At 70.3% G+C, this 25932-nt stretch carries 27 protein-coding genes, 4 tRNA genes and 1 pseudogene; 15 read left to right on the top strand and 17 right to left on the bottom strand.

Annotation, left to right across the window (positions count from 1 at the left end):
- Positions 1 to 35: 35 nt before the first annotated feature.
- From ACTOWY_RS42005 to ACTOWY_RS41975, 7 genes are all read left to right on the top strand, one after another.
- A complete protein-coding gene (locus ACTOWY_RS42005; protein ID WP_441315168.1) occupies positions 36 to 209 on the top strand; it encodes a hypothetical protein in 174 nt (57 codons plus the stop codon).
- 372 nt (positions 210 to 581) lie between these two features.
- On the top strand, positions 582 to 839 hold the full coding sequence (locus ACTOWY_RS42000) for a hypothetical protein (RefSeq protein WP_441315167.1): 258 nt from the start codon (positions 582 to 584) through the stop codon (positions 837 to 839).
- Between the two features lie 26 nt (positions 840 to 865).
- Entirely contained in the window at positions 866 to 1873 is a 1008-nt protein-coding gene (locus ACTOWY_RS41995) for a bifunctional DNA primase/polymerase (protein WP_441315166.1), read from the top strand.
- Entirely contained in the window at positions 1870 to 2238 is a 369-nt protein-coding gene (locus ACTOWY_RS41990) for a DUF2493 domain-containing protein (RefSeq protein WP_441315165.1), read from the top strand. The genes ACTOWY_RS41995 and ACTOWY_RS41990 overlap by 4 nt, the downstream gene beginning before the upstream one ends.
- A complete protein-coding gene (locus ACTOWY_RS41985) occupies positions 2235 to 3209 on the top strand; it encodes an AAA family ATPase (protein ID WP_441315164.1) in 975 nt (324 codons plus the stop codon). Before ACTOWY_RS41990 ends, ACTOWY_RS41985 begins: the two co-directional genes overlap by 4 nt.
- Before the next feature lie 121 nt (positions 3210 to 3330).
- Complete coding sequence (locus ACTOWY_RS41980; RefSeq protein ID WP_441315163.1) at positions 3331 to 3564, top strand: helix-turn-helix domain-containing protein; 234 nt, start codon at positions 3331 to 3333, stop codon at positions 3562 to 3564.
- Positions 3548 to 4717, top strand: a complete 1170-nt coding sequence (locus ACTOWY_RS41975; protein ID WP_441315162.1) for a site-specific integrase — start codon at positions 3548 to 3550, stop codon at positions 4715 to 4717. Before ACTOWY_RS41980 ends, ACTOWY_RS41975 begins: the two co-directional genes overlap by 17 nt.
- A gap of 124 nt (positions 4718 to 4841) precedes the next feature.
- Here ACTOWY_RS41975 and ACTOWY_RS41970 read toward each other — a convergent pair.
- The 4 genes from ACTOWY_RS41970 to ACTOWY_RS41955 form a co-directional block, all read right to left on the bottom strand.
- Positions 4842 to 4913 (bottom strand) — tRNA-Val (locus ACTOWY_RS41970).
- Positions 4914 to 4969: 56 nt separating this feature from the next.
- On the bottom strand, positions 4970 to 5377 hold the full coding sequence (locus tag ACTOWY_RS41965; protein ID WP_441315161.1) for a TIGR02611 family protein: 408 nt from the start codon (positions 5375 to 5377) through the stop codon (positions 4970 to 4972).
- 66 nt (positions 5378 to 5443) lie between these two features.
- The gene (locus tag ACTOWY_RS41960; RefSeq protein ID WP_441315160.1) at positions 5444 to 6298 is read right to left on the bottom strand and encodes an anti-sigma factor domain-containing protein; all 855 of its coding nucleotides are present in this window, start codon (positions 6296 to 6298) and stop codon (positions 5444 to 5446) included.
- Positions 6295 to 6873: a sigma-70 family RNA polymerase sigma factor gene (locus ACTOWY_RS41955; RefSeq protein WP_441315159.1), complete on the bottom strand. Its 579-nt coding sequence runs from the start codon at positions 6871 to 6873 to the stop codon at positions 6295 to 6297. The genes ACTOWY_RS41960 and ACTOWY_RS41955 overlap by 4 nt, the downstream gene beginning before the upstream one ends.
- A gap of 332 nt (positions 6874 to 7205) precedes the next feature.
- Here ACTOWY_RS41955 and ACTOWY_RS41950 point away from each other — a divergent pair, with 332 nt between their 5' ends.
- The 4 genes from ACTOWY_RS41950 (at position 7206) to ACTOWY_RS41935 (ending at position 8082) form a co-directional block, all read left to right on the top strand.
- Positions 7206 to 7631, top strand: coding sequence for an SsgA family sporulation/cell division regulator (locus ACTOWY_RS41950; protein ID WP_185007996.1), 426 nt, complete (start codon positions 7206 to 7208; stop codon positions 7629 to 7631).
- A 160-nt stretch (positions 7632 to 7791) separates the two neighbouring features.
- A tRNA-Gly gene (locus ACTOWY_RS41945) sits at positions 7792 to 7864 on the top strand.
- A 70-nt stretch (positions 7865 to 7934) separates the two neighbouring features.
- Positions 7935 to 8006 (top strand) — tRNA-Cys (locus ACTOWY_RS41940).
- A 1-nt stretch (position 8007) separates the two neighbouring features.
- Positions 8008 to 8082: transfer RNA gene (locus ACTOWY_RS41935), tRNA-Val, on the top strand.
- Between the two features lie 45 nt (positions 8083 to 8127).
- On the opposite strand, the gene ACTOWY_RS41930 is transcribed toward ACTOWY_RS41935, so the two are convergent.
- From ACTOWY_RS41930 to ACTOWY_RS41890, 9 genes and pseudogenes are all read right to left on the bottom strand, one after another.
- Positions 8128 to 9051, bottom strand: a complete 924-nt coding sequence (locus tag ACTOWY_RS41930; RefSeq protein WP_441315158.1) for a MerR family transcriptional regulator — start codon at positions 9049 to 9051, stop codon at positions 8128 to 8130.
- On the bottom strand, positions 9052 to 9789 hold the full coding sequence (locus tag ACTOWY_RS41925) for a hypothetical protein (RefSeq protein ID WP_441315157.1): 738 nt from the start codon (positions 9787 to 9789) through the stop codon (positions 9052 to 9054). It lies immediately after the preceding gene.
- The gene (locus ACTOWY_RS41920; RefSeq protein WP_441315156.1) at positions 9753 to 9959 is read right to left on the bottom strand and encodes a hypothetical protein; all 207 of its coding nucleotides are present in this window, start codon (positions 9957 to 9959) and stop codon (positions 9753 to 9755) included. The genes ACTOWY_RS41925 and ACTOWY_RS41920 overlap by 37 nt, the downstream gene beginning before the upstream one ends.
- 58 nt (positions 9960 to 10017) lie before the next feature.
- The gene (locus ACTOWY_RS41915; RefSeq protein WP_441315155.1) at positions 10018 to 11028 is read right to left on the bottom strand and encodes an MsnO8 family LLM class oxidoreductase; all 1011 of its coding nucleotides are present in this window, start codon (positions 11026 to 11028) and stop codon (positions 10018 to 10020) included.
- Positions 11029 to 11098: 70 nt separating this feature from the next.
- On the bottom strand, positions 11099 to 11881 hold the full coding sequence (locus tag ACTOWY_RS41910) for a class I SAM-dependent methyltransferase (protein WP_441315154.1): 783 nt from the start codon (positions 11879 to 11881) through the stop codon (positions 11099 to 11101).
- 37 nt (positions 11882 to 11918) lie between these two features.
- Positions 11919 to 12230 (bottom strand): annotated as a pseudogene (locus ACTOWY_RS41905) (hypothetical protein); the annotation flags it as partial.
- A gap of 26 nt (positions 12231 to 12256) precedes the next feature.
- On the bottom strand, positions 12257 to 13612 hold the full coding sequence (locus ACTOWY_RS41900) for an MmgE/PrpD family protein (protein ID WP_441315153.1): 1356 nt from the start codon (positions 13610 to 13612) through the stop codon (positions 12257 to 12259).
- Positions 13609 to 14298 (bottom strand): haloacid dehalogenase type II, encoded by a 690-nt coding sequence (locus tag ACTOWY_RS41895; RefSeq protein ID WP_441315152.1) that lies wholly within the window; start codon positions 14296 to 14298, stop codon positions 13609 to 13611. Before ACTOWY_RS41895 ends, ACTOWY_RS41900 begins: the two co-directional genes overlap by 4 nt.
- A gap of 53 nt (positions 14299 to 14351) precedes the next feature.
- A complete protein-coding gene (locus ACTOWY_RS41890; protein WP_441315151.1) occupies positions 14352 to 14909 on the bottom strand; it encodes a CGNR zinc finger domain-containing protein in 558 nt (185 codons plus the stop codon).
- Positions 14910 to 15088: 179 nt separating this feature from the next.
- Between ACTOWY_RS41890 and ACTOWY_RS41885 the strand changes: the two genes are divergently transcribed.
- Together ACTOWY_RS41885 and ACTOWY_RS41880 are read left to right on the top strand one after the other, a co-directional pair.
- Positions 15089 to 16099, top strand: coding sequence for an SAM-dependent methyltransferase (locus tag ACTOWY_RS41885; RefSeq protein ID WP_441315150.1), 1011 nt, complete (start codon positions 15089 to 15091; stop codon positions 16097 to 16099).
- A gap of 70 nt (positions 16100 to 16169) precedes the next feature.
- Complete coding sequence (locus ACTOWY_RS41880; protein ID WP_441315149.1) at positions 16170 to 16355, top strand: CsbD family protein; 186 nt, start codon at positions 16170 to 16172, stop codon at positions 16353 to 16355.
- 43 nt (positions 16356 to 16398) lie between these two features.
- Here ACTOWY_RS41880 and ACTOWY_RS41875 read toward each other — a convergent pair whose 3' ends face one another.
- Both ACTOWY_RS41875 and ACTOWY_RS41870 read right to left on the bottom strand, forming a co-directional pair.
- Entirely contained in the window at positions 16399 to 17022 is a 624-nt protein-coding gene (locus ACTOWY_RS41875) for a helix-turn-helix transcriptional regulator (protein WP_441315148.1), read from the bottom strand.
- Between the two features lie 207 nt (positions 17023 to 17229).
- On the bottom strand, positions 17230 to 20046 hold the full coding sequence (locus tag ACTOWY_RS41870; RefSeq protein ID WP_441315169.1) for an ATP-binding protein: 2817 nt from the start codon (positions 20044 to 20046) through the stop codon (positions 17230 to 17232).
- A gap of 1061 nt (positions 20047 to 21107) precedes the next feature.
- Between ACTOWY_RS41870 and ACTOWY_RS41865 the strand changes: the two genes are divergently transcribed.
- Complete coding sequence (locus tag ACTOWY_RS41865) at positions 21108 to 21425, top strand: hypothetical protein (RefSeq protein ID WP_441315147.1); 318 nt, start codon at positions 21108 to 21110, stop codon at positions 21423 to 21425.
- Positions 21426 to 21603: 178 nt separating this feature from the next.
- Here the strand turns inward: ACTOWY_RS41865 and ACTOWY_RS41860 are convergent, their stop codons facing one another.
- Both ACTOWY_RS41860 and ACTOWY_RS41855 read right to left on the bottom strand, forming a co-directional pair.
- A complete protein-coding gene (locus ACTOWY_RS41860) occupies positions 21604 to 23661 on the bottom strand; it encodes a response regulator transcription factor (RefSeq protein ID WP_441315146.1) in 2058 nt (685 codons plus the stop codon).
- A 91-nt stretch (positions 23662 to 23752) separates the two neighbouring features.
- Entirely contained in the window at positions 23753 to 24916 is a 1164-nt protein-coding gene (locus ACTOWY_RS41855; protein ID WP_441315145.1) for a cytochrome P450, read from the bottom strand.
- A gap of 175 nt (positions 24917 to 25091) precedes the next feature.
- On the opposite strand from ACTOWY_RS41855, the gene ACTOWY_RS41850 reads away from it, so the two are divergent.
- Complete coding sequence (locus tag ACTOWY_RS41850; protein ID WP_441315144.1) at positions 25092 to 25862, top strand: hypothetical protein; 771 nt, start codon at positions 25092 to 25094, stop codon at positions 25860 to 25862.
- Positions 25863 to 25932: the final 70 nt, after the last annotated feature.

Below are 25932 nucleotides of genomic sequence, written 5' to 3'. Positions count from 1 at the left end.
GCACCCGCTGACCACCTTCGCCACAGGAGTACCTCATGTCGAACTGGACCATCCACATCGAAGCCACCCGCTCCTGGTGGAACGGCAGCTCCACCACGTTGTGCGGGCTGACCATCACCAAGGTCGAGACCTCCGGCTGGTTCCTGTCGGTGACCTGCCCGGCCTGCAAGGCCGCCAAGAAGGCCAACCGCAAGGGCGGCCGGAAGTGAACACCGCCCCTGTCTTCTTCCAGCTCATCAAGGGGACGTGACACCTCGTGTGCCGCACCGGAGGCCGCCGCTGCAACGGCAGCAAGGTCAGCGACCGCGCCCGCACCGCCGCCCGCCAGCAACGATCCCGGGCCCGCAAGGCCCTCGCTGCTGCCCAGGCCGCAGGGGACCGGGTCGGGATTGAGCAGGCCACCGCCCGTCTGAATCAGGCCCACGCCGCTCTCACCACAGGCCAGCCACCACAGGAGACCACCATGACCGACCGCGCCCAGCCCGCACCACAGCCTGGCCAGAAGCCCGTAAGCCCTGTCCAGGTAGGGGACGACCACGGTCGGGCCGAACGAAGTACTCGTAGTCGGCAACCGGGGCCCAGTGGACATCTCCCACACCGCCCCGCGTGCCGCCACCGTCGGCAACCAGGAACGGGCTGCCCAGCGGGAGGAGCGCCGGAGTCAGCGCGAAGCCGAACGCGCCGCTCGCCGCGCCGAACGCGCCCAGCGCCCCAGCGTCAGCAAGAGCGCGGAGGCAGAGATGGTCACCGTCACTGATGCCAACGGCAAGCGCTGGTTCCGGATGGACCCCAACACCGTCACCGGGCAGATCTGGGTCGGCAACCGCCGCGTCCAGTGACCACCGTCCAGAAAGGAGCGACCGCCATGACCAACCACCCCACAACGCTGCTCGCCGCCGCACTGGCCGCGGCTGCCCGTGGCTGGCCGGTCTTCCCCCTGGCCAGGCGCAGCAAGAAGCCCGCGCTGCACTCCACACAGGACTGCCCGCGCACCGGGCGGTGCGCCAACGGCCACCTCGGGTGGGAACAGCGCGCCACCACCGAGGCTGACCGCATCCGCGCCTGCTGGGTAGCGGGGGAGTGGAACGTCGGGCTGGCTACCGGGGCGGCCGGACTGCTCGTGGTCGACCTGGACGTGCCCAAGTCACCCGGCGAAGACCTTCCGGACGGCTGGAACCGCAGGGGGATTCGCGATGGGCAGGACGTGTTCACCCTGGTCTGCGAACAGGCCGGAGAGCCGGTGCCGTGGGACACCTGGACCGTGGCCACCCCCTCCGGTGGGCTGCACCTGTACTTCCGGATGCCGGCAGGGGTGCGGCTGGGCAACACCCAGGGCAAGCGCGGCGCTGGGCTCGGCCCCATGGTCGACACCCGCGGCGTCGGCGGCTATGTCCTGGCCCCGGGATCGGTCACCGCGAACGGGCTCTACAAGGTGGTCTCGGACAGCCCCGTGGCGGAGTTGCCAGGGTGGTTGGTCCAGGCCCTGACTCCCAAGCCGCCACCGGCCGTTTCAGCGACCGCTCAAATCGCCGGTGAGCGCATGCCCGCCTACGTCGAAGCCGCCGTGCGCGGGGAGTGCGCCAAGGTCCGAGCGGCCCAGCGCAGGGAGCATCAGAACACCCTGTACTGCGCTGGGGTCGCACTCGGGCAGCTCGTTGGCTCCGGGGATCTCCCCGCGGCTACAGCCGAATCTGCCCTGCTTGCCGCCGCAGGCCACATCATCGGCGGCCAGTGCGGGTGCACCACCGCGATGGTGATCCGCAACGTCCAGAACGGCCTACGGGATGGCCAGCAGCGCCCGCGCGTCCGGCGCACCCCGGCCCCGGCGCCCACCGGCGAGCTGTTCGCCGCGCCGGATCGGGGTGCGGCATGACCACGCGCATCCTCATCACCGGAAGCCGGGACTGGACCGACGTCCGCACACTCCGGCTGGCTCTGACCAAGGCCCGCCGCCGATTCCCCGGCGCGGTGCTGGTCCACGGCGCATGCCGCGGGGCGGACCTGATGGCCGCACACCAGTGGTGCACCTGGGGACTGGCCACCGAGGCCCACCCCGCCGACTGGCACGGCCGCGGCCCGGCCGCCGGACCGATCCGAAACCGGCACATGGTCAGCCTGGGCGCGGACCTCTGCATCGCGTTCCTGCTGCCCGCCTCCCAGGGATCGGTGGGCTGCGCTGCGCTGGCCGAGTCTGCCGGCATTCCCACCATCCGCATCCACGGGGAGCGTGCACGATGACACCCAACCTGGCCGCGGCCGAGGTCGATCCCTTCCCGGATGCCTGGACCGCCGACAAGCTGATGGCCACCGAGTTTCCGGACCCGAAGTGGGCCGTGCCCGGGGTGCTCTGTGAAGGCGTCAGCCTGCTGGCCGGGCCGCCCAAGGTCGGCAAGTCCTGGATGTCCCTCGGCCTGGGCCTGTCTATCGCCTCCGGTGCCCGCGCGCTGGGGTCGATCGACATTGACCCCGGCCCGGTGCTCTACCTCGCATTGGAGGACACCGCCCGGCGGCTCAAGACCCGCATGGGCAAGATGCTCGGTGACACTCCGGCACCGGCCGCGCTCACCCTGGCCACTACCTGCCCGCCGTTGCCCCAGGGCGGTGACACCGCAATCGCGCGGTGGTTGGATCGCAACCCCAAGGCGCGCCTGGTGGTCATCGATGTGTTCGCCAAGGTTCGTGGAGCCGAGCCAGGCAACATGCAGCAGTACGACGCCGACTACCTCGCGGTCGGCCGCGCCAAGCGGGTTGCCGACCACTACGGCATCGCCGTTGTGCTGGTGCACCACGTCCGCAAGGCCGCCAGCGAGGACTTCCTCACCACCGTGTCCGGCACCAACGGAATTGCCGGGGCGGCTGACGCGGTGCTGGTGCTGGAGCGGGCCCGCAACAACGCCGATGGCGTCCTGCACGTAACCGGCCGCGACGTCGAAGAAGCCGACTACGCCTTGGCGTTCAACCCCAGTAACGGCGCATGGTCCATGTTGGACGGTCCCGCGATTGACCACACCTTGGGCGACACCCGTTCAGCGATCCTGCGCTACCTGCGGGAGAACCCGGGAAAGCAGCCGAAGGAGATCGCGGCCGCAGTCGACGCCGCGTACGACACGGTGCGCCGGACCTGCGCCCGGATGTGCGAGGCCGACCAGCTCACCCGAGACGCCACCGGCCGGTACTTCGTCCCACTGGCCGCTGGGGGTACGCGATGAACGGGGGTGCTGTCCCACCTGTCCCACCTGTCCCGGCAGGGGTATTGAGCAGCGGAAACGGCCGGGACAGGCAGGTGTCGGCCCTGTCCCGGCCGGATCGACCAGCACGGAAGGTGCAGTGATGGCAGCAGGACTCCGGCCGAGGTCTGGTGTGGCGGGGAAGGTGCTGTACCGGGTTGATGAGGCCATCACGGTGCTCGGGTTGGGCAGAACCGCCCTGTACGAACTGATCCGGTCTGGTCGGCTCAAGTCGGTGCAGGAAGGACGGACGCGGCTGATTCCGGCACGCGCCATCGAAGAGTACGTCGCGCTGCTGGAACGAGAATCGGGGGTGTCCTATGGCAAAACGGCGTAGCCGTGGGGATGGTGGCCTGTACTACGACAAGGCCCGAAAGCGCTGGATCGCTGAGGTGACGATCGGATGGACACCCGCAGGGAAGAGAAAGACCAAGAAGGCCAGCGGCAAGAACAAGACCGAGGCTAAGAACAAGCTCGATGAGATGGTGCGCGATCTCCAGGACGGGGTTCCCGCTCCAGACGCCAAGCTGACCGTGCAGGGGATCATCGAAGACTGGTTGAAGTACGGGTTGGTCAAACAGGCAGACGCGACGGTGAGCAAGCTGCGGATTCTCGCCAAGAAGCATCTGTACCCGACGATTGGGCGGCGGCCAGGGATGGACCTCACTGCGGATGAGGTCGACGAACTGTTGGCAGACAAGGCGAAAGTGCTCAGTACACGCACCTTGGAGGATCTTCGGGCCATCCTGGTGCGCTCGTTCAACCGGGCCCGCAAGCGAGACAAGGTAAAGCGGAATGTCGCCCTGCTGTGCGAAGTGCCGACCGGACGCCCAGGACGGCCGTCGAAGGCGCTGAATTACACCCAAGCCGCGGCCCTGCTTGATGTCGCCGAACGAGACAACTCCACCATCGGCAACTACATCGTGACGTCGCTGGTGACCGGTGCGCGGACTGAAGAAGCCCGTCCGCTGATCTGGCCTGACGTCGATCTCAGGGGCAAACCCGAAGCCAAGCCGGAACCGAAGCCACCAACCATCAACGTGTGGCGGTCGGTGCGGGCGGGAGGAGACACGAAGACCAAGAGATCGCGCCGGACCCTGGCCCTGCCTCAACGGGGAGTGCGGGCGTTGGAGTCCCAGCAGAGGATTCAGCAGGTACAGAAGGAAAGAGCCGGGAGCAGGTGGCGGGAAGCCGGGATCGTCTTCGCCTCCGAGGTCGGAACGGAACTCGACGCCCACAACGTTCGCCGTGGCTTCCGGCGGATCCTCAAGGCGGCTGGGCTGGACCCGTTGGTCTGGACACCGCGGGAACTGCGGCACAGCTTCGTCTCGCTCTTGTCCGACAACGGGCTGACGCTGGAACGGATCGCGCTGCTGGTCGGTCACTCCGGAACGGCGGTCACGGAACGGGTCTACCGGCACCAGCTCCGCCCGGTGGTCCGGTACGGGGCGGAGGCCATGGACGACATCTTCCCGACCTCAGCGGCATAGCTGCCCCGGCCTGAACCGGCGGGCTGACCCGGCGTAGCGACTGATCAGACCCGTAGTCACTCAGTTAGTCACTCGAAAATGAATCAGGGCCCATCCACTGCACAGTGGATGGGCCCTGACCAGGTGGGCGATACTGGGATCGAACCAGTGACCCCTTCGGTGTGAACGAAGTGCTCTCCCGCTGAGCTAATCGCCCGGGTCTACCCGCCCTGCCTTCCGGCCGGGCAGGAAGAACATTACACGATCCACTCGCTAGCGCGAAAACGGGGTCCGCAGCCAGGGGAGGTCCAGGTCAAACCAGCCGGCGATCATGCCGAAGACGTTGAGCAGCCACAGGGTGAGCAGGACGATGAGGCCGGTGGCGGCCAGGACGCCCCAGCGGAGGGCCCAGTGCTGGCGGCGCAGCCAGTGGGTCCAGGCGTCGTACTTGGACTTGGCGAAGGCGAGGGCCTTGCCTGCCCAGGAGAACTCGGTGGCCAGGATGGCCAGGCCGGCGAAGACGACCAGCCAGCCTGGGCCCGGGTAGGGGATCAGCACGACGCCGAGGGCGAGCACCAGGCCGCCGATCACGCCTACGGCGATGCGGAAGAGGAGTCGCAGGGTGGGGTTGCCGCGGATCTTGGCGGCGAAGCCCCAACGCTGGGCGAGGCGGTCCAGCACGTGGGGCTGGGCGCCTTGCTTGGTGAAGCCCGCTGACTCGGGTTGTTCGGAGGTGGTGCTCAGCGCCTACTCCAGGTTTCCTTGGCCCACGACGGTGGTCGGGGTCGTGGGTGCGGCACGCCCGTTCTCCAGGGACACCGCGTACCCGGTGAACTGCGGCGCGTTGTCGGGCCAGCTTACGGTCCTGGGCTCGGATTCCGGGCCCGCCACGTCGAAGGCGCCCAGGGCTCGCGGGGCCTGGCCGGCGCCGGCGACGCCCCAGAGCACGTAGGTCTGCTTGGCCTGGTCGTTGGCCGGGAGGTCCATCGGGACCAGCACGCCCCGGTTGCCCGCGGCGACCACCATCGCCACCGGGTGACCGTCGCCCGCGGCGCCGATGAGGGCCCGGCGCATGTTGGGGTCGCCGATCAGTTGCACGGCCTTGGCGAGCGCGGCGGAGCGGCCTGCCTCGGCGTCGCGTTCGGCGCCGAGCTGGACGACCCGGATGCCCAGTCCACCGATGGCGACCACGGCGAGCACCGAGGCGGCGATGGCGAGCAGGGGGCGCCGATTGCCCGGTCGGGCTGACTTCCGGGCGCTTCGCCGGATCGAAAGTTCATTATCAGGCTGCCGTTCGCCGACCGTTGACGACGCTTCGGCGATACCGCCGGAATGGCCGTCCGGGCGGGCGGACACCTGGGGTTCTTGGTCGATTCGGGCGAGCAGGTTCGCCCGAAGGTGGACTGGTGGATCTTCCTGCGGGACACCGCGACCGAGTTCGGCGCTGATCTCGTGGGTGGCCGCGACCACGTGCTGGCAGCGCGGGCAGCCGGGCAGGTGCGCCTCGAACTCGGCCACCTCGGCCGGTTCCAGCACGTGCAGCGCCCAGCCGGTCGCCAGTTCCTCGTGGGGGCAGTCCTGGCCCCGGTAGTCCGTGTTCACCGCTGCTCCCCGAGATCCCGGTCCTGTTCGTTCCCGCCGGTCAGCAGGGTGCGCAGCCTGCGCACCGCGGCGAACATGCGTGATTTCACCGTGCCGAGCGGGACACCGGTCAGCGCCGAGACCTCGCACTGGGTGTAGCCCCCGTAGTAGGCCAGCACGACCACTTCCCGCTGTTCCCCGGTCAGCTCGTGCAGGGCGTCGCGCACCTTCTCGCCGAGCACGCCCGCGATCGCCGCGATGTCGGCTCCGGGGTGCTCCTGCTCGCTGACCAGGGCCTGTTCGGCCTGGGCGGCCGATCGTTTGCGCTGGGTGTTCTCCCTGCGCACCGCGTCCACCGCGCGGTGGTGCACCACCGTCAGCAGCCAGGTGGACACGCTGCCGCGCTGCTCCTGGTAGCGGCCGGGATCCCGCCACAATGTGAGGAAAGCCTCCTGGACCACGTCCTCGGCGAGCTGGGTATCAACACAGACACGTTTGGCCAACGAGTACGCCTGTCGGCAGTACCGGTCGTACAGGCTTGCGAACGCTACGCGGTCGCCTTCCGCCAACCGGGTGACAAGCTCGCCGTCGGTCACTCCTCCGGCGGGCCTGTCAGTCTGGGCGGCGGTGCTAGCGTGGTCGAGCCGTGCAGCCGGGGATCTCGGCCGATCAGCAACCAAGGGGTTCCTCACATCCAGCGTTCGCACGAGGGCGCGGACCGGTTCAGGCTAGACCTCGATGCCAAATCCAGAGACGATGACTGACCACTCAGCGCAACATTCTGGTCGCCCACCGAAGTAGTTCTGCCCCGGATGGGTGATCTATCGACAATAGGCGAGCGCAACTGGCCACTCTCGCGTCACAAATACATCGCACGGCCGTTCCCAGGGCGGCAGGCAACGGCAGCAGTGCAGAAAGGCGGGCGACGATGCGCAACGACCATGTGACCCTCCGCTCCACGGCGGTCTTCGATCTTCTGGCCCCGCGGACCCCCGCGGTCCCGGTGCAGGTCGAGCTTCGCTACGACACCCGTGACCCGTACGCGGTGGTGGCCGCGTTCCGGACCGGGCGCACCGGCTGGGTCGACTGGGTCTTCTCCCGTGACCTGCTCGCCGACGGCCTGATCGCCGACGCGGGTGACGGCGACGTCCGCATCCGCCCGGCCGTGGACGACCCCGAGGTCGTCGTGATCGAACTCAGCTCCCCGTCCGGCCACGCCATGTTCGAGGCCTCCGCGCAGGAGCTGGCCGACTTCCTGGACCGGACCTACGACCTGGCCGCCCCGGGCAACGAGAACCTGTGGGTCAACATGGACGAGGCCCTCTCCCAGCTGCTCTCCAACGACCTGAGCTGAGGAAACGGCGCGCGGTGCGGCGCGCGCCCGCGGTGGGGGACCCCCCGATTTGATCCGGATCCCCCTCGTCGGATAAGGTTCTCCTCGTTGGACGGCAAGAGCGAAAACCCCCGGTAACACAGGGGGAAGCAGCACGGAAACTTCGCCAGGCCGAACGCACGCGGATGTAGCGCAGCTGGTAGCGCATCACCTTGCCAAGGTGAGGGTCGCGGGTTCGAATCCCGTCATCCGCTCTGGGCGGCTCGTTCACGGGCCGGACCTCTGGAGGATCACGATCTTCGGATCGGACGTCTGACAGGGAACGGCGGAGTGGCCGAGTGGCTTAGGCAAGGGCCTGCAAAGCCCTGTACGCGGGTTCGATTCCCGCCTCCGCCTCGGACGATTAGCTCAGCGGGAGAGCACTACCTTGACACGGTAGGGGTCACTGGTTCAATCCCAGTATCGTCCACCACCGGATAGCCGGATCATGTTCGCAGAAGGCGTGAACTTGGTCCGGCTATCTGTTTTGTGGGGCTTCGGCCCCACACCCCATCCGGGTGGGCTTTGCCCCCGGCGCCCAAATCTGGCCGCGTTGGTACGGCGGGTCGCCGTTGGGTTCCGGCCGCCATTGGGTTACCGGGGGGCAGTCGGACGGCGTTCTGTGGGGAATGGGTTGTTGTGGAAGGATTTCAGGGGTGCGCGGGGGCTGGACTCTGCCGGGTGCTCGCCAGGACTCGAAGAGGTGTTTCAGTAGTTGGGCGTGTGCGGGGGGTAGGCCTCGCGCCGTCGCGTCTGCGAGCGGATGGCGGAGAAGGGCTGGGGAGCGGATCAGGGCGGTGAGTTCGGTGGGTAGGAGTCGCAGTAGGTCGGCGGCGAGTGTGGTCACCCGAGGGTCCTCGGATTCGGCCTCGCTGATCTCGTCGAAGCGCTGGCACAGCCCTCGCAGGTGGGTCACCAACCGCGGGTCGGCGAGTAGGGACCGGCAGCGCGGCCAGCTCTGGGGTGGCGCGGCGGTCCAGCACGGTGAGGTAGTCGCGGTCTCGCGGGTCGCCGCCCTGTAGGGGAAGGCGTCCTGGATGAGCTGGGACAGTTCGGAGATCGGTTCGCTCGTGGTGGCGTCGTCGCGGTCCAGCAACCGGCGCAGCCTGCGTCGCCGGTCCCGCAGTTCGCGCTCCTCGCGGTCCAGGTCGGCCTCCAACCGGGCCAGGATGTTCGCCAGGCTCCGGGCCTCGTCCTCGGCGAGTGCGTCGCGTGCTTCAGCCAGGGTGAGTCCCAGTTCGGTCAGCTGGCGGATGCGGGCCAGGCGCACCGCGTCGCGCACCGTGTCGGACCGGTAGCGGTTCGCCAGCCGCGCCGGTTCCGGCAACAGCCCGATCTGGTGGTAGTACCGGATCGCGCGGGTGGACCCACCGCCGACCTCGGCCAGTTCTCCAATCAGCATTCACGGTCCAGACTGCTCGGCATCCCGGATCGAGACCAACTCGGCGGCGGCGTGCCGGAAGGTACGCGGATCATCAACGCCGACATGGATGACCCGCACCGGTCCGATGCGCTGTCCCAGCCGTGCCCGGACGGGCTCGGCCAGCCGGATGACCAGAGAGGTTGTGCCCCGGCCGTTGGGCAGGACGAACCTTCCCTCGGCTAGGTCGAGTCCCAGGTGGATGCGCTGTCGCTCGTTGTCGGTGATCATGTTGCTGTGCAAGGGCACCACCGCCACCACGTCGTACCCCGACCGCAGCACCAGGCAGTCTGGGGGCAGTTGGTGCGGCCGGGTCAGTGGCACCGCCCAGTAGCCGAGGACGATGCTCAGTGAGCAGACGCCGACGATGTCGTGGATCAACCGCACCGTCTGCCACGGGATCACGTTGTGCAGCAACACCATCTCGATGACGATGACCGACATGATGACCACGAAGACCCGGCCCCGCCCCACACTGTGGCCGAAGGTCCCGGCCTCTCGTCGGCGGCCGCGCAGCAGCAGGCGGAGCACCGCGGCGAGACTGGCGAACTCCCGGGTGATCGCCCAGGCCATCGGGGCCGGGAGTACTTGGTAGTAGGAACGCTGGAATGCCGTCCGGACTGGCATTCCGGCCCGACGGCGGCGAAAGGTCAGCACGGTCGCGTAGCCCATGGTGCCCGCGATCAGCGCGATGTGCGGCCCTTCCAGCGCGAGCAGCAACCACAGCGCGTCCCGCCACCGGACCAGCCCGCGAGCAGGACGATGGCCTCACGGGCAACGACGATAACCGGAATGACCACCAGCAGTCGCCGCCACCGCGCCGCCCAGGGGCCACCGGCGCCGGTGGGCAGTTCGGTGACCAGCGGCGGGCCAGACGCGATGGCGACCATGACACCGCATGGCCAACCTTGACGCCGCGACAATGTCAAATGGCGACCATGGCGCCGTCTAGCGCGTACTTGTCGCGCTGTTCCTGGTTGCCGCTGCCAGGTGGCGGTAGGAGTTGAGCATGTCCTCGCGGCTGTGGGTGCTCAGCGTCACCAGGACCTCGTCGGCTCCGGTGCGGTTGATCAGGTCGTCCAGGGCGGTGGCCATCTCGGTGGGGGTGCCGTGGAGCTGGCCGCGCAGTGCCTCCTCCAGCAGGGTGCGTTCGCGTGGGGTCAGGGTCATCGCCAGCACGTCCTCGGGGGGACGCAACGCGGGGAACTCGCCGTGGGTGCGGGAATGGGCGGTGGACCAGGCTTCGGGGAGTAGTAGGTGGCGGGCTTGTTCGGTGGTGTCGGCCGTGGCGATGGTCGCGGCGACGATGACGTAAGGGTGTGCGGACCAGGTCGAGGGGCGGAAGTTGGTGCGGTAGCGGGTGATCGCGTCCGTTGCCCGGGGGCCGCCTGCTACCAGGGGGAGGCCGAAGGTGGCGGCGATGTCCGCGCCGGCGCCGGTGGCGAGGATGAAGGGGGAGATCGGTAGGCCCTCGCTGGGGTGGGCGTGCACGCCGGGGTGGGTTTGCTGGTCGCCGGTGAAGTAGCCGAGTAGTTCGGTCAGACGGGTGGTGAAGGTGTCGGCGGCTTCCTTGTCCTGGCCAAGGGCGCGGCGGACGCCGTTGGTGAAGCCGACTGAGCGACCCAGGCCCATGTCGATGCGGCCGGGGTAGAGGGCTTCCAGGACGCCGAACTGTTCGGCGACGACCAGGGGCTGGTGGTTGGGCAGCATGACGCCGCCGGTGCCGACCCGGATGGTGGCGGTGGCGGCCGCGATGGCCGCGGCGAGCACCGTGGGCGCCGAACCGGCCAGGCCGGGGACGCTGTGGTGCTCGGACACCCAGAACCGGTGATAGCCCAGTTCTTCGGCCTGCTGGGCGAAGCGCACGGTGTCCCGCAACGCCTGCGCGGCGCTCTGGCCTTGCCGGGTGCTCGACCGGTCGAGGATGGAGAGCCGGATCGGGCGCGTTCCGCTGGTCACGTCGGGAACAACGCTGGTGGGCTGGGGAGATTCCCGTGGGGTGGGTGGGGTGGTCAACGACACCGGGGCCTTACCGGGGTCCGTAGCGGACCCAGTCCGGGCCGCCGCCCTCCAGGTTCACGCCCTTCTCGATGATCGCCAGGTTGTGGTGGAAGTGCAGGCTCCTTACCGACCGGTCGGTAGGGGCGCGATCGCGGGGGCTTGACGTCAGGACTTCCTCGTGGTTGAGGCCGTCTACCAGGGTCTTGAGGAAGCCGAGGCTGGTGTGTGGGGAGTTGAAGTCCTCGCTGGTGCCGCCGAAACGGGGCCAGTAGGAGGTCTGCAGGTCCTCGATCGCGTAGTAGCCGCCGTCGCGGACGTGCGGGAACAGGGTGCGGAAGGTGGTCAGCACGTGGGCGTTCTGGTGACTGCCGTCGTCGATGACGATGTCCAGCGGGCCGGTCCGGGCCACGACCTCGGCCAGGGCCTGGGGATCGGACTGGTCGGCGCGCAGGATGTGGATGCGTTGCTGGGCATGGGGAGTCTTGTCGTGCACGTCGACGCCGTAGATGGTGGCGCGTGGGAAGTAGTGCTTCCACATGCGCAGGGAGGCGCCGCCCGCGGTGGGATTGTCGAAGCCGCCGATGCCGATCTCCAGGATGGTCAGCGGGCGGTCGCGCAGCGGTTCGAGGTAGCGCGGGTAGTGCTGGGTGTACTGGTGGATTCCCCATTTGTCCGACTCGTGGCGGCTGGCCAGTTCGGTCAGGGTGGGCTGGTCGCGGTGGTCCAGGGTGGCCAGCAGGCGTTGGGTGGCGGCGAAGGCGACCGGTGGGCGGCGGAAGGACTCGATGTTCCCGGAGTCGCGGAGTTCCACCTGACGGGTGGCGGGGCCCCCCGGCGTTGCGGGGACCGAGGAGTTGGCGGAGCAGTTCGCCCAGGTCCTGGTGGATGGTGGCGTGCGGGTCGGCGGATCGGGCCTGGGTGTGGGTGGCGCCTGAGTCGGTGATGGTGACCAGGTGGTCGGTGGTGGTGTTGTGGTGGGACAGGCGGAGTTGGACCTCGATCGTGGTGTCGGGGCCCAGGCGGGGTGGGTCGAGGCGGTAGGCGATTTCGTCGGCGGCGATCTCGGTGCAGCGGGCCGGGCCCACCTCGTTGATCACGGTGGTGAGGTCGGCCGGGTGGCCGCCCGCGGCCGAGATGAGCCGGGTGAGGTCGGTTGGCATGGTGTTTCGCCCCTGATGTCGCTTCCCTAACCCAGTTCTAGCAGGCGGGTGAGGTGGTTGATGTCGGGGAGGGTGTGCAGGTTGTCGATCGTGGACTTGAGTTCGACGGCTTGGGCTGGGGTGAGGATGCCGGCGGTGAGGGCGGTGAACTTGTCGTCCAGGTCCTGTGTGGACAGTGGGTTTTCGTGACTGCCCATGGGGTGTTCGACTTCCCGGTGGTGGGTAACGCCGGCGTTGGTGGTGAGGTGGACGGCGGAGCCGATGGACTGGTGGGCGTGCCGGTCGAATCCGGGGTCGCCGGTGATGGTGATTTTGTGGGCCAGGGCGGCGATATCCGGGTCGGCGCGGCGGTCGGTGAGGATGTCGGTGAAGGCGACGTGGCCCTGGTGCGCGGCGACGGCCAGGACGTACTGGACGCTGTGTGAGCGCAGCGGGTTGTTGTCGATGACCTGGTAGGACGACTCGGGCGCGCGGATGGTGATCTGGTCGATGTCCTGTGCGGACAGGGATTCCGTGGCCATGATGTCGAGCAAGGCGTCCAGGCTGGCTGGAATGAAGACGCAGCAGGCGTTGCGTTTGTAGAAGAGCCGGGTGATCTCGTGGCGGGTGCCGAGGCCGTCCAGCAGCGCGTGCTGGTCCCACTGGCCGGTGAACGCCTGGCCGAACGGGTATTTGCCGCCGAGGATGTCGGCCGGGCCGCGGAAACCGGTGGCGGCCAGCAGCGCCGCCTGCACGCCGGCCTGGGCGGCCAGGCCGATGTTGAGCGGGCGGGACTGTTCGGTCGGATCGTCGACCCAGGACAGCAGGCCGCCCGCGCTGGTGCCTGCCAGGCCGAGTGCGTTGCGGAACCGGTCGTTGTCCAGGCGTAGCAACAGGCCCGCGGCGACCGCGCTGCCCAGGGTGCCTGCCACCGTGGTCGGGTGGAAGCCGCGGGCGTACTGCGCGCCGGGGCCCAGCGCGTAGCTGACCCGGGCGGCGATGTCGACACCGGCCACGATCGCGGCCAGCACCTCAATGCCGGTGGCGTGTTGACGTTCGCCGACGGCCAGCGCCGCCGGGCCGATCACGGCGATGGCGTGCACGTTGGCGGCGGGGTGATGGCTTTCGATGTCGCAGTAGTAGGCCAGGGTGCCGTTGGCGAGCGACGCGGTGGCGGCGTTGGTACGCAAGGAGGATCCGACCAGGCGGGACTCGGGGGTGCCGCCGGTCTCGCGGACCAGCCGGGCCAGCAACGGCATGATCGGGTACTGGCCGGAGGTGGCGGCGAGTTGGGCGCCGAGGCAGTCGTAGAGGGCGGTGCCTGCCTGGCCGAGGACCTCGGCGGGCAGCCGGTCGGGGGCGAAGGCGGTGAGGGCGTCGAGGAGTTGCTGGGTCGGCGTCATCGGGCGTACCCCAGGAGTGCGGGCAGGCCGCGCAGGTCCGGCAACTCGGCGGCGGGTTCCGGGGTGTCCGGGTGCCGGGTCTGGGCCTGGCGGTTGATCCACACCGTCGGGATGCCCATCGGCACCGAGCGGGGCAGGTCGACGAACTGGGACTGGGCCACGTGCACCACCTCGTGCGGCCGTACCCCCGCGTGCGCCAGCACCAGCTCGAACAGGGCGGGATTCGGCTTGTACGCCCCGGCCACCTCGCCGGTGATGACGTGCGTGAACGGGTCGCCCAGCTTGCGCGCGCTGACCTCGATGATGTCCTGCTGGCTGTTGGAGATCGTGGCCAGCGGGAGGTGGCGGCGCAGCTCGGCGAGCACCGGGACGGTGTCCGGGAAGGGGTCCGCCTGGGCCATCGCGTCGCCGAGGGTGGCCAGCTCCGCTTGCGGCAGCACGATTCCGTGCTCAGCCAGGGCCGCCGCGGCGGTGCCGGCGAGCAGTTCGCGGTAGCGCTGGAACGGGCCGGACACCGCGGGCAGCGCGTGCCGGTGGTACCAGCGGTCGTGGAACTCCCCGACGTCCAGCTCGACTCCGTGGACGGCGAACAACGTCGCGAGCTGGGCGCGCAGCGCGGAGTCCCAGTCGATCAGCGTGCCGTAGCTGTCGAAGGTGACCAGCCTGACAGCAGTATTAAGAATCATACCAATGACAGTAGAAGCGACTGTCGTCAGCAGTCAATGACTCTTAACTACTGTCATTTCGGATCGCGCTGCTTCCGGCGCTCGCGGTAGGCGGTGACGTGCGCCCGGTTGCCGCAGCCCTTGGTGTCGCAGAAACGGCGGGAGCTGGGCCGGGAGGCGTCGACGAAGACGTTGCCGCAGCCGGTGCCCTCGCAGATCCGCAACCGGGCCGCGCCGCCGTCGGCGATGACCGTCAGCAGCGCGACCACGCAGGTGGTGGCCACCCGCTCGGCCAGCGGCGCCCTCGGCCGGACGTAGTGCCAGTGCCATCCGCCGTCGTGGTCGGTGAGCTGCGGTTGCGCGCCCAGCTCGCGCAGCAGCGCGTTGAGGTCCTCGACCGATTTGCGTACCGGGGTGCCGCCGAAGACGAACCGCAGCCGGGGCCGTAGCGCACGCAGCCGCTCCAGGTCGGTCGTGACCAGGGGCCGGTCCAGCGCCCAGCCGCGGGCGCCGAGCAGTCCGGCCAGCTCGGCTTCGGCGGTCAGGGTGTCACGCCCGGTCAGCACCTGCTGGCTGTTGACCAGATCGACGGCGGTCAGCACGGCCCGCCCGGTGTAATCACTCAGGGCCATGGAAACTCCCCATCAGCGCGACCGAACTATCAGTAGTTCAGCCTAGTATAGAGATGACATCGGCCGAGTGGCGTCAGGTCACCGAGTTCGAGGATGCCTGCTCCGGGCGACGGCTGTCAGGCCGCCGGTTAGCCTGGGCGGGTGGATCGTCTGGTGGGAGTTGAGCACGGGTGACGCGGGTGCTGTTCTCGGCGTCGGAGGAGTACTTCGCGGCCGCCTCGCGTGGGCTGCGGGAGCTGGCACCGGGCGGGAAGGTCGAGCGGCTCGGCCCTGACCTGGGCTGTCTGACCACCGACGGCACGCTGGCGGAGATCGCGGACGCGGCGCGGGCCAAGCCGGTGGTGTTCGTGCGGCACCTCACCGAGGAGCTGCTGCGACTGCCCGCGGCCGAGGCCTCCCTGGACGCGCTGACCGCGGCGGCCGGCCCGCTGCTCGCCGAGCGTCTGGACACCGGGGCCGAAGTGGCCGTGCAGGCGTGGGTCAGCGGTAAGCGGGCGGTGGCCTACGGTTCCCAGGAGCTGTACACCGAACTCGGGAAAGCGTTGGCGGAGCAGGGTTTCCCAGTCCACCGGTCCGGGGCAGGGCAGGTGCTCTCGGCGGTGATCTCGGACGCGCATGTGTCGCTGGGCTTCGCCGGGACCACGCACGCGCTCAGCGACTGGCCGGGAGGCAGGGTTCGGCTGGCCAAGCCAGCCGGGCAGATCTGCCGGGCCGAGTTCAAGCTGGAGGAGCTGTTCAAGCTGGTCGACCTGCCGCTGCCGCGCGGCGGGACCGCGGTGGACCTGGGCGCGAGTCCTGGCGGCTGGACCCGGATCCTGCGCGAACGCGGCCTGGAGGTGTGGGCGGTGGACCCCGGCGACCTGGACCCGCGGCTGCTGACCGATCCACTGGTGCACCACGAACGCACCACCGCGGGCCGGTTCTTCGAGCGCACCCGGCAGCGGTTCGCGCTGGCCGTCAACGACATGCGGATGGACGCGGTGCTCTCCGCGCAGGTGATGGTGGACGCCGCCGAGCGGCTGCTGCCCGGCGCGCTGTGCGTGGTGACGCTCAAGGTCGGCACCAACCGGCCCTACGACACGGTGCGGGTGGCGCTGGACCGGCTGCGGCAGCGCTACGAGATCCTGGAAGCCCGGCAGTTGCAGCACAACCGGCACGAGATCACCGTGGTGGGGCGCAGGCTCGGCTGAATCGGGTTGGATCGGCTGGCTGCGGGCACCCTGCCCCACGACAGCCCGAACTCGAGCAGGGGAGCTTCCGATGAGCACCGAGAAGAAGATCGACGCCAAGGCCGACCAGGTCAAGGGCAAGATCAAGGAAGCCACTGGCAAGGCGACCGATGACGAAGGCATGGAAGCCGAAGGCCGGGGTGACCAGGCCAAGGGCGATCTGAAGCAGGGCGCGGAGAAGGCCAAGGACGCGGTGCGGAACATCGTCAAGGACTGACCTCGCGCGCTGGGCGGGCGGCCGCGGACCTCGCGGCGCCCGCTCAGATCATCCCGGCGCGCAACGCGTAGGCGACCGCGTGCGGCCGGTTCTTCAGGTTGAGCCGCTGGGTGACGCCGGAGATCACGTTCTTCACGGTGCGCTCGGAGTAGCAGAGCTGGGTGGCGATCTCCGCGGTGTCCCAGCCGTCGGCCATCAACCGCAGCACGTCGACCTCGCGCGGGCTGAGCCCGGCGGCGTTCATGCTCTTGGGCGCGAGCAGTTCACGTTGCAGCCGCTCGACGTGTTTGAGCAGCTCACCGAGCATGGCGGGCGGCAGCACCCCGCCGCCGGCGGCGGCCGCGCGGATGCTGTGCACCAGCCGGTCGCCGGTGGCCGCGGCCCTGGGCAGCACCGCCACCACCCGGCATTCCACCGCGGCGAGCAGTTCGGACTCGTCGAGCTGGTTGACCACCAGGACCACCGGCACGCCGCCGTTGGCCGCCGCGCGGCGCAGCACGGAGAGCAGTTCGGGGGTGAGCGAGTCGGCCACGACCACCCTGGCGTCCGAACGCGGTGACTGCAGGCCCTCCTCGACCGCCATCTCCGGACGGGTGCGCAGGGTGCTGGACAGGCCTGCGGCGGTGAGTGGATCAGGTGCGCACACCGCCACGCGAATTGCTTCCACAGCGTTCTCCCCGTACCTGGTGGACCGACACCGCAATCCTGACGCTGAGTGACGCAAGAGACATCGGCCACCTGACGGTGTGCTCTCGACAGGGTGTTGACCTGCGGGGACCGGGGGACGAACGGGCACACCCGGTGGTGCGCTCGGGCAACCCGCGGGTACCTGCGGAGGTGACCTGCGGAGGACAGCCCGTGTCCTCCGCGGATGTCATCCGGCCTGGTCAGCCGCCCGGCGACGGAAGACCTCGCGGGCGATCTCGACCCGGCCGCGCACACCGAGTTTGCCCAGGATGTGCGAGATGTGGGTCTGCACGGTGCGTGGCGAGAGGAAGAGCCCGGCGGCGATGCCCGGGGTGGACTGGCCGTCGGCGACCAGGTCGGCGATACGCAGTTCGGTGGGGGTGAGCGCGGCCCACCCGGAGACCTCGCGCTGGGCGCGGCGGCCACGCACGCCCCGGCGGACGCCGTGCTCGCGCAGGCGGCCCTCGGCGCGGCGGATGTCCCAGTCAGCGCCGAACTCGCCGTAGTGCGTGACGGCCTCATGCAGCGCCTGTCTGGCCTCGGCGACCTCGCCGCGGCCGGCGAGCACGGCGGCCAGGTCTTCCAGGGTGGCGGCGAGGTCGATCGCGGGGCCGGTGTCCCGGTAGCGCTGGACCGCGGCGCGCAGCGGCCCGGGGTCCGCCTCGGCCAGGCCCTGGCAGCGCAGCACGGCCGCGGCGGCCCGGCCGGGGGTGGTCTCGGCGTCGGCCTCGGACCGGCAGGCGGCCAGCGCGGCGCGCACGGTGTCGGGCTCGCCGAGTTCGGTGGCCAGGCGGACCAGGTCGGGCAGCCACTGGTGGATCAGCGACATCTCGCCGGAGCGGCGGTCCAGCAGCATCCCGGCGAGGGTGGTCATGGCCGCCCGCGGGTCGCCGTCCTGTTCCAGCACCACGCTCTGCGCGGCGACCAGGAAGTCCCGGTTCTCCCGGTCGCCGATGGTAGTGATCGGCAGCGCGCCGCCGGTGCGCAGGTGCTCGCGCGCGGTGTCCCGGTTGTCCTGGCGGGCGGCGATCAACGCGGCGACACCGTGCCACAGCAGTGACGGACCGGGTTCGCGCAGCCCTGAATAGGTGAAACCAACCACGTCCAGGTGATTCGGATCGAGTTCGGCCAGCGCGTCGCCCCACTCCCCCAGCCAGTACAGCAGCACCGCCGCGGTCACCCCGAGCCTGGTGCCGGTGGAACGGTGCGCGGCACCCTCGCGTTCCTGCCGAAGCGCGGCGGCTGCCTCCGGCCAGCGACCCAGGTTCTGCAGGCTGAAGATCCGCCCGTCCTGGGCGTAGGCGTGCAGATCGGCGTGCTCCGGTCCGCCGCGCAGTACCTCCAGGGCACGGTCGATGCTGGTCAGCGCACCGAGATGATCGCGGCGGATGGACTGGTTGAGCCACCGCACGGTCAGCGCGTAGGCGGTGGCGAAGGAGTCGCCGACGCTCTCGGCCAGGTTCAGCGCCTGCCGCGCGGTGACCTCGGCGGCGTCCACGTCGCCCTCGCCTGCACGCTGGAACATGGCCAGCGACACCAGCAACCGGGCCCGCCAGGCCACCGGCAGATCGGTGCGGGACAACGCCCGCCGCACCGCCTCGACCGCCTCGGTGTTGCGCCCCAGGCTGAACAAGGCCCGCACCAGCACGAAGTACATCTCCGCCCGGTGCCCGGTCCGGGTCGCCGCGGCCAGTCCCTGCCGCGCCCGCACCACCGCGTCGTCGTGGCGGCCGACCCCGAGCGACACCCAGGCCAGCACAACCAGCAGGATCTCGCCGTGCTCGTCCTCGACCAGGGGCTGATCCACATCCCGGCAGAGCAACTCGATGGCCACCTCCGGCGCGTGCGCGGCCAGCGCGGTCGCCGTGCCCGCCAGCCACCCCCGCGCCCAGGCGTCCCCCGGCTGCCCGGAGGCGAGCAGCTGCTCGGCCACCCGCAACGCCCCGGCCCCGGACACCGCCAGCGCCTGCGCCGCCTCCCGGTGCAGCGCGGCCCGCAACGCCGCGGACATCCCGTCGTAGAGCGCCTGCCGGATCAACGGATGCCGGAACGCCATCTGCCCACCGGTGTCCACCACGATCCCGGCCGCCAGCGCGTCCTGGAGCCCCAGCACCAACTCCGCCGCCGACCGCCGCATCAGCACCGCCAACTCGGTGACCGCGAACCGCCCACCGAGCAAGGCGGCCATCCGCAGGATCTCCGCTGATCCTTCCGGCACCACCCGCAACCGCCCGGTCAACGCCTCCGCGAACGAGGTCGGCAACTCCACCTCGCCGTCCCCCACCGCGCTGTTGCGCCGCACCGCGTCAGCCAGCTCCCGCAGGTAGAGCGGATTCCCCATGGCCAACTCCCGCAACCGGTCCAGCACCCCCGGGTCCACCTCCCCCACCAGCCCAGCCAGCATCGCGGCCGCCTCATCGGCCCCCAACGGCTCCACCACCAGCAGCGGATGCCCCCGCCGGGCCAACGCCGCCCGCAGTTCGAGCACCTCCCGTCGCCGAGGCACCGGCCGACAGGTGGTGACCAGCAACAACGGCAACTGATCGACCGCCGTCACCAGCCGATGCCACAACAGGAAGGAGGCCTCATCGAGGTACTGGAGATCGTCGACGACGAGCACGGTCGGCCCAGCCGTGCACAACTCGTCCACCAACCCCGCCAACAACTCGATCTCAACCCAGGCGACATCGGCGGCCTCCAGCAACCCCAACCGCCGCTCCCGCAACATCCCCGCGATCCGCGCCCGCCGAGGATCCCCCGACCGAGGCCCCACCTGCAGCAGGTCCAACATCACCTGCAACGGCGACCGCTGCGACATCGGATCCGCCACCCCGGCCAACACGTCATACCCCGCCGCCCGCGCCGCCCCCAACCCTCGCGCGACCAGCGCCGACTTCCCACTCCCCGGCTCCCCCTCAACCCACACCACCGCACCCGTCCCCCGGCCCAGGGCGTCCACAGCCGACCGGAGGACCTCGAGTTCCTTGTCGCGACCGATCCACATGTCCGACGGGGGTCCGGGCAGCATGCGCAGTAACTTACGACCCGGCGGATGTCGAGGGCCAGCAGGCTGGGGGTCGGGCCGGAGGTGTGGCTGGTTCTGGACATGCAGGTCAGACGGGTTGCGGGCGCGAGACCGGTGCGACGGTGGGCGGGGTGTGGGTCTGGGCGGGGTGCGGGCCGACAAGCTGGAAGTCCGGCCGGTGGCGCGGGGACCTGGCCGGCGGGCCGCGAACGGTCTGCGAAGTCGCCGGGATGCCCGGTTCCGGCGTGTCCGACGCCCGCTTCATGTGCTCCGAGCGCGGATCCCGTCCCCGGCCCGCCGGACCGGCCTGCCTGGCCAGCACAGCTTGGCCCGGTCTCACTCGTTGGCCCCGCCGGGCACACCAGCCCTGCGGCCCGTCCTACCCGGGGCGCCAGCCCTACTGGGCACGTCTGCCCCAGCTCGCGGGTCCACTCAGCACGTCCGGGTGCACATGATCGCGGGTCCGCAGGGCCGCGGGTGCACGACCCAGCGTGGGCCCGCCAGCGTGGGCCCGGCGGGCCTGCGAGTGCGGCTTGCCTGGCACGTCCGGGCTCTCCGCCGCTGGACCCACTTGCTCGCCGCGTCGGCCGCCCTGCTGACACGGCTGTGCCGCGCTTGCCGGCGCCACTGTTCTCCTGCGCAACGCGGGTAACACCGATTCGGTTCCTTGCCGTCTGGATCTTGCCCGGGAAACCCGGCCTCGAACGTCCAAACCAGCTCTGCCCGAATCCACCTCACCTTACCTGACCAGCGAGTTCACCCACTTCGCGATACCAGGACAAGAAGCGAGAGCCACCCGAAGGTGTGGTGAATTGGTGTTCGGCAGCGGAGACAGTGGTCGGCGGTGGAGACATCGGTGGTCTGTGGTGGAAATTGTGTCCGGTCGAGGGGCGGAGGTGTCCAGAAGCGGACTTCGGGGTGTCCGTGCGGGCAAGACCGGTCGGGTGTCTGGGCAGATCTTGGGGGGTGGGGGTATCGGGCGGGGGCTGGGGAGTAGTGGACTTCTGAGCGGTCCGATCGGCGGGTTGTGGAGGCGCGGGATGGCGAGCGGCGACACCGGGTACGGCGGGCTTGCGGGTGATCTTTTCCTTCGGCTGGCCGCTGATGGCTTGCTGGCGTTGGACACCGAGCAGGCGGCGGGGATTGTCGCGGAGCTGGTGCGGACCTTGGACTCGGTGTGCCTACTGCTGCGGTGTGCCGGGGAGGACGAGCGAGAGTCGGCCGCGGACTGGTTGATTCCCGGGGAGCGGGTGGCCGCGGTGGCGGTCGACCGGCGCAGCCTGGAGGCGGCGCGGCAGGAACTGCCGAAGTACATCGAGGCGTTTCGGCTGGTGCGGGATCGGGCCGCCGCCTCCTAGCCGGTCGTCGCCGTTGCTGGCCGCGATCATCGCCGCCGCTGGCCGCGATCGTCGTCGCTCCTGGCCGATCGCCGCCGCTTCGAGTCGGTCTCCGCCGCCTCTGGTCGATCTTTGGGCGGGCTGGTCGATCTTCGGGCCGGTCGGTGGCGGCGATCGGCTAAGTCGACCTCCTGGTCGGTCAGTCGATCTCCGGGCCGGTCCAGGCGAGCAGGTCGCCGCGGCCGGTGATGGCCAGTTTGCGGTAGACGCTGGACAGGTGGAACTCGACCGTGCGGCGGGCCAGGCTCAGGTCTTCGGCGATCTCGGTGTTGGTGTGGCCGCGGGCGACCCTGCGGGCGATCCGGCGTTCCTGCGGGGTGAGCAGTGGGCGGTCGGGCGGGGTGCGGGCGCCCAGGCGTTCGCCCAGGGCCGCGGCGCCGCAGTGGTCGACGAGTTCGCGGGCGCGGGCGAGGTGGGGCACGGCTTGCTCGGCGGATCCTGTCTCGTGCAGGGCTAGGGCCAGGTCGTAGCGGGCGTGCGCCTCCGACAGCGCGGCGCCCGCGGCGAAGAGGTGTTGTGCCGCTTCGGTGAGCAACGCGATCCGCTGGGCGCCGTGGCGGGTCAGCGCCCTGGCGTAGGCGGCGAAACCCAGCGCGCGCGGGGTGCCCCAGGCGGTCGCGGCGGCCTGGTCGGCTTCGGCGAGGGCGACCGCGTCGTCGTGGCGGTCGGCGCGGAGCAGGGTGAGCACCGCCTCGAAGCGCCAGGGCAGGAATTCGGCGTTCAGCTCGGCCCAGCCGGTGACGTGCCGGCCGCAGTCGAGTTGTGCGGCCAGCGCGGTGTCCAGGTCGCCGTTGGCGGCGGCGACCGCGCCCCGGCCGCGTAGCAGGCACATCGAAGAGCCGGTGTCGCGGATGTCGCCGTCGAGGCGGTATTCCGCGAGCACCTGTTCCGCCCGCCGTAGTGCTCCAGTGTGCACCAGGGTTTCGGCCAGGTTGGCCGCAGCGGTGGCCACGATCGGGTGGTTGCGGGCCAGGCCGTACTCCGCACACGCGGTCAGCAGACTGTCCAAAGTGGACACTGTGGCACCCAGTTTTCCCTGTCGCCGCAGGTAGTAGCCCTTGGTCAACTCGCAGCCGAAGCGCTGGATCTCGGCGCCGTCGGCGGGCAGGTCGGCGTCCAGTCGGCGGCAGGCGCGTTCGGTGGCCTCGTCGTCCCCGGCGAGCAGCAGCGCGGACAACGCCAGCCAGCAGGCGTCCCACTCCCGTTTGACGTTGGCCTCGGCCAGCACCGCGGTGGCCAGCTCGATCGCGTCGCCCGCCCGTGGCTCGCGCAACGCGGCCAGGCAGGAGCGGACCGCGGCCAGGCCCCGGCGGGCGACCGGATCGGCCAGGTTCGCCTCGGACAGCCAGCGTTCCAGCCTGCTCAGCCGGGTCGTGCCACCCGGGCGGAACAGCGCGAACCCGGCCCTGGTGAGCTGCAACCGCACCGCGGCGGCCGGATCGTGCTGGTGCACCCGGTCGGCCGCCTCGTCGAACAGGCGCAGCACGTCCTGGGTGCTGGGCAACCGGGTCGCCAGTCGCCGCAGCAACCCGGTGGTGGCGGTGACCTCGGCCGGGGTGTCCGGGCGCCGCAGCTCCTGCAGCAGGCAGGTCACCGCGGCCAGCGGGTCGGTGTCGGTGAGCATCGCGGCCAGCCGCTGGGTGTAGTCCACCCGCTCGGCCACCGGCAGCGGTTCGGCCAGCGCCTGTCGCAGGTACTCCGCCGCCGCCCGCCAGTCCCCTCGGTCCAGCGCCTGGGCCGAGGCGGCACGCAGCGCGTCGGCCGCCCAGTCCAGGCCGACCGGACCGATGAGCACCAGCTGGTCCGCGGTCCGCTCGGCCGCACCGGGCAGCGCGCGCAGGAGTTCGGCCGCCCGCAGCCGCACGGTGATCCGCGCGCCCACCGGCAGTCCACACAGGACGGTCTGCGCGGTCTCGGCCGCCCGGAAGGACAGCGGCACCTGGTTGACCAGCACGCCCGCCGCGGTCAGCACGTCCACCGCGGCGAGGGTGTCCGGCAGGCTGAGCTGGGCGAGTTCCGCGGTGTCCCGCAGTGGCGCGTCCGGACCGAGCACGGCCACCGCCACCGCCACCGCGCCCGCGTGCGGTCCGAGGCCCTCGAACACCGGCGGCCCCGGCGGACCGTTGACCTCCCGCTGCGGGTGGCGGACGTCCGGGACCCCTTCGACCGCGCGCAGCGCGTCGACGTTCAGTCCCAACCGTCCCGACCGGGGCGACCCTGCCACGTCACGCTCCCACCTAGACCCGGTTCCGACCGTAGTCCTTCAGCGGGCGCGGGCCGAGCCGACTTCAGGTTCCCCGCACTGAGACGCGCAGGCCACGCAGCTCGTACGCGGCGATCTCCGGTCGGAACGCCACCGTCGGCGCACTCTCCAGGGTGATCCCCGGCTGGGTGAACAGGGCGTGCAGGAAGAGGTCGCTCTCCAGCATCGCGATGTACCCGCCGGGACAGCGGTGCGCCCCGTCACCGAAGGCCAGCGCCGCCGGACCTGGCCCGCCGGCCAGCTCGCGACCTGGGCAGATGTCGGCCGGACGGTCGCCGACAGCGGCCGGGTCGACGTTGGTCGCGCTGATCTCGATCTCCACCAGATCACCGGCCGGGATGGTCACCGGCCCGGCCTCACCGGCTAGTTCGATCGGGGCGCTTGTCCGTCTCTTCAGGGTGTTGACCACGGGTTCCAGCCGGAGCAACTCGTGCAGGATGGCGAGCCGGTCCGGTTCCTCGGCGGTGCGGTAGCGCTCGCGCAGGTCCGGGTCGGCGAACAGGTGCCAGGCGGCCAGGTTGATGAACTCCCTGGTGGTGACCATGCCGGCGGCGGCGAAGGTCAGGCATTCGCCGAGGATCTCGCTGTCCCGGCAGCCCTCGTCGATCAGGTGCGAGATCAGGTCGTCCCGGCGCGCGCGGCGGCGGGCGCGCACCGCGGGCCGGACGTCGCCGAAGTGGAACCGCAGCCAGGCCAGGTTGAGCGCCAGGAACCCGGGCGGGCGGACCGGGAAGAACGCCTCCAGCCGGCCAGCCATGCCGGGCTTGCTGTCGGTCAGACCGACCACCTCGGCCACCACGGTCAGCGCCAGCTCGAAGCTGAGCCGGCCGAGGTCGACGCTCTTCTCCTTGTGCAGCAAGGCGATCTGCTGCTCGACCACCCGGCGCATGAGCGGCCGGTAGTGCTCCTCGACCCGGCGCGGGGTGAAGAACCTGGCGGTCTGCCTGCGATGTTCGCGGTGCTCGGGACCGTCGCGGTAGAGCACGGGACGCCGCAGCTTGCTGGGCAGCTTGTCCATCCGTTCGATGGCCAGCCCGGCCTGCCGGGTCTCGGTGCTGCGCAACACGGTGCGGCCCGCGGCCAGGCCACGGACGGACCAGTGCCCCGCGGCCACCTGGGTGACCGGGCAGTCGGACGCGCCGTCTCGGATGAGCCGCCGATCCTGGCCTGTGCCCGCCTCGCCGCCCATGTCACACCCTGTCTCGCGGTCCCTGCCGGAACGTTACGCGGTGGCCCAGTCGTGACCGCCGCTTCCCCGGTTCGTTGCAGCCCGTCGCCCGTAGTGGTGAACGAACCTGGTGCGCGCTAACGACATTGCGTCACCCCGCGACCACCGGGCACCAGCCTTCGCCCAGGGAGCGACCATGACCCACCAATTGCCCATCATGCCCGAAGCGCCGCCGCAGCCGCCTCCGCCCAGGTTCAGCGGACTCGCCCTGACCGCGCTGATCCTCGGTCTGGTCGGACTGCTCGGCTCGCCGATCATCATCCTCAACAACGTCACCGCGATCGCCGCCGGAGTCGGCCTGGTGCTCGGGGTGATCGCGGTGTTCGGCACCCGCAAGACGATGGCCGCCATCGGCGCCGGGCTGTGCGTGCTGGCCATCGTCATCACGGTGGTGGTGCAGGCGGCCGTGGTCAAGGCACTGGTTGAGGCACTCCAGGACACCGCCAACCAGGGCCAGGTCAGCGATGGCGACCCGGGCAAGGCGAAACCGGCCGACAACCCGCCACCCGCGGAAGCACCGACCTGGGGCAAACGCTACACCTGGCAGGACGGGCTGGCCGTCGAGGTGGCCAAGCCGGCCACGTGCAAGCCTGGCAAGTACTCCTCACCGTCCACAGTGGACCGTGCGGCCAAGTTCACCGTCACCGTGGTCAACGGCACCAGGGAACCCGTCGAGACCGGTCTGTTGCTCGGACTGAGCGACGCCCAGTTCGACGGGCGGGAGGCCAAGCCGATCAGGGACTTCAACGGCCCCTGCGGCACCGGCACGGACACCGGCACTGTGCTGCCGGGCAAGAGCTTCAGCTACGAGGTTGCCTACGCCGTCGGCGCCAGACCGGGTGAGATGCAGCTCGCCTTCCAGCCGGGCTTCGGCCGGGACAAAGCGGTCTTCGTCGGCCCGGCCTGAGTCCACCGTCGGGGAAACCCGTGCAGCCTCTTTTTTCGCCGTGGATCTTGGTCCAGGGGCAGGTCAACCG

This window comes from Crossiella sp. CA198 (assembly GCF_052078295.1).
Classification (GTDB): Bacteria; Actinomycetota; Actinomycetes; order Mycobacteriales; family Pseudonocardiaceae; genus Crossiella.
The sequence above is the reverse complement of the archived record's forward strand: the minus strand, read 5'-3'. Positions and strand labels throughout refer to the sequence as shown.

Coding starts and splice junctions, on each gene's coding strand:
- ACTOWY_RS41865 (WP_441315147.1), top strand. CDS start 21,108: ATGGCGAGCGGCGACACCGGGTACGGCGGGCTTGCGGGTGATCTTTTC.
- ACTOWY_RS41920 (WP_441315156.1), bottom strand. CDS start 9,959: ATGGTCGCCATCGCGTCTGGCCCGCCGCTGGTCACCGAACTGCCCACC.
- ACTOWY_RS41985 (WP_441315164.1), top strand. CDS start 2,235: ATGACACCCAACCTGGCCGCGGCCGAGGTCGATCCCTTCCCGGATGCC.
- ACTOWY_RS41900 (WP_441315153.1), bottom strand. CDS start 13,612: ATGACGCCGACCCAGCAACTCCTCGACGCCCTCACCGCCTTCGCCCCC.
- ACTOWY_RS41990 (WP_441315165.1), top strand. CDS start 1,870: ATGACCACGCGCATCCTCATCACCGGAAGCCGGGACTGGACCGACGTC.
- ACTOWY_RS42005 (WP_441315168.1), top strand. CDS start 36: ATGTCGAACTGGACCATCCACATCGAAGCCACCCGCTCCTGGTGGAAC.
- ACTOWY_RS41930 (WP_441315158.1), bottom strand. CDS start 9,051: ATGCTGATTGGAGAACTGGCCGAGGTCGGCGGTGGGTCCACCCGCGCG.
- ACTOWY_RS41980 (WP_441315163.1), top strand. CDS start 3,331: ATGGCAGCAGGACTCCGGCCGAGGTCTGGTGTGGCGGGGAAGGTGCTG.
- ACTOWY_RS41880 (WP_441315149.1), top strand. CDS start 16,170: ATGAGCACCGAGAAGAAGATCGACGCCAAGGCCGACCAGGTCAAGGGC.
- ACTOWY_RS41975 (WP_441315162.1), top strand. CDS start 3,548: ATGGCAAAACGGCGTAGCCGTGGGGATGGTGGCCTGTACTACGACAAG.
- ACTOWY_RS41890 (WP_441315151.1), bottom strand. CDS start 14,909: ATGGCCCTGAGTGATTACACCGGGCGGGCCGTGCTGACCGCCGTCGAT.
- ACTOWY_RS41850 (WP_441315144.1), top strand. CDS start 25,092: ATGACCCACCAATTGCCCATCATGCCCGAAGCGCCGCCGCAGCCGCCT.
- ACTOWY_RS41870 (WP_441315169.1), bottom strand. CDS start 20,046: ATGTGGATCGGTCGCGACAAGGAACTCGAGGTCCTCCGGTCGGCTGTG.
- ACTOWY_RS41895 (WP_441315152.1), bottom strand. CDS start 14,298: ATGATTCTTAATACTGCTGTCAGGCTGGTCACCTTCGACAGCTACGGC.
- ACTOWY_RS41950 (WP_185007996.1), top strand. CDS start 7,206: ATGCGCAACGACCATGTGACCCTCCGCTCCACGGCGGTCTTCGATCTT.
- ACTOWY_RS41995 (WP_441315166.1), top strand. CDS start 866: ATGACCAACCACCCCACAACGCTGCTCGCCGCCGCACTGGCCGCGGCT.
- ACTOWY_RS41855 (WP_441315145.1), bottom strand. CDS start 24,916: ATGGGCGGCGAGGCGGGCACAGGCCAGGATCGGCGGCTCATCCGAGAC.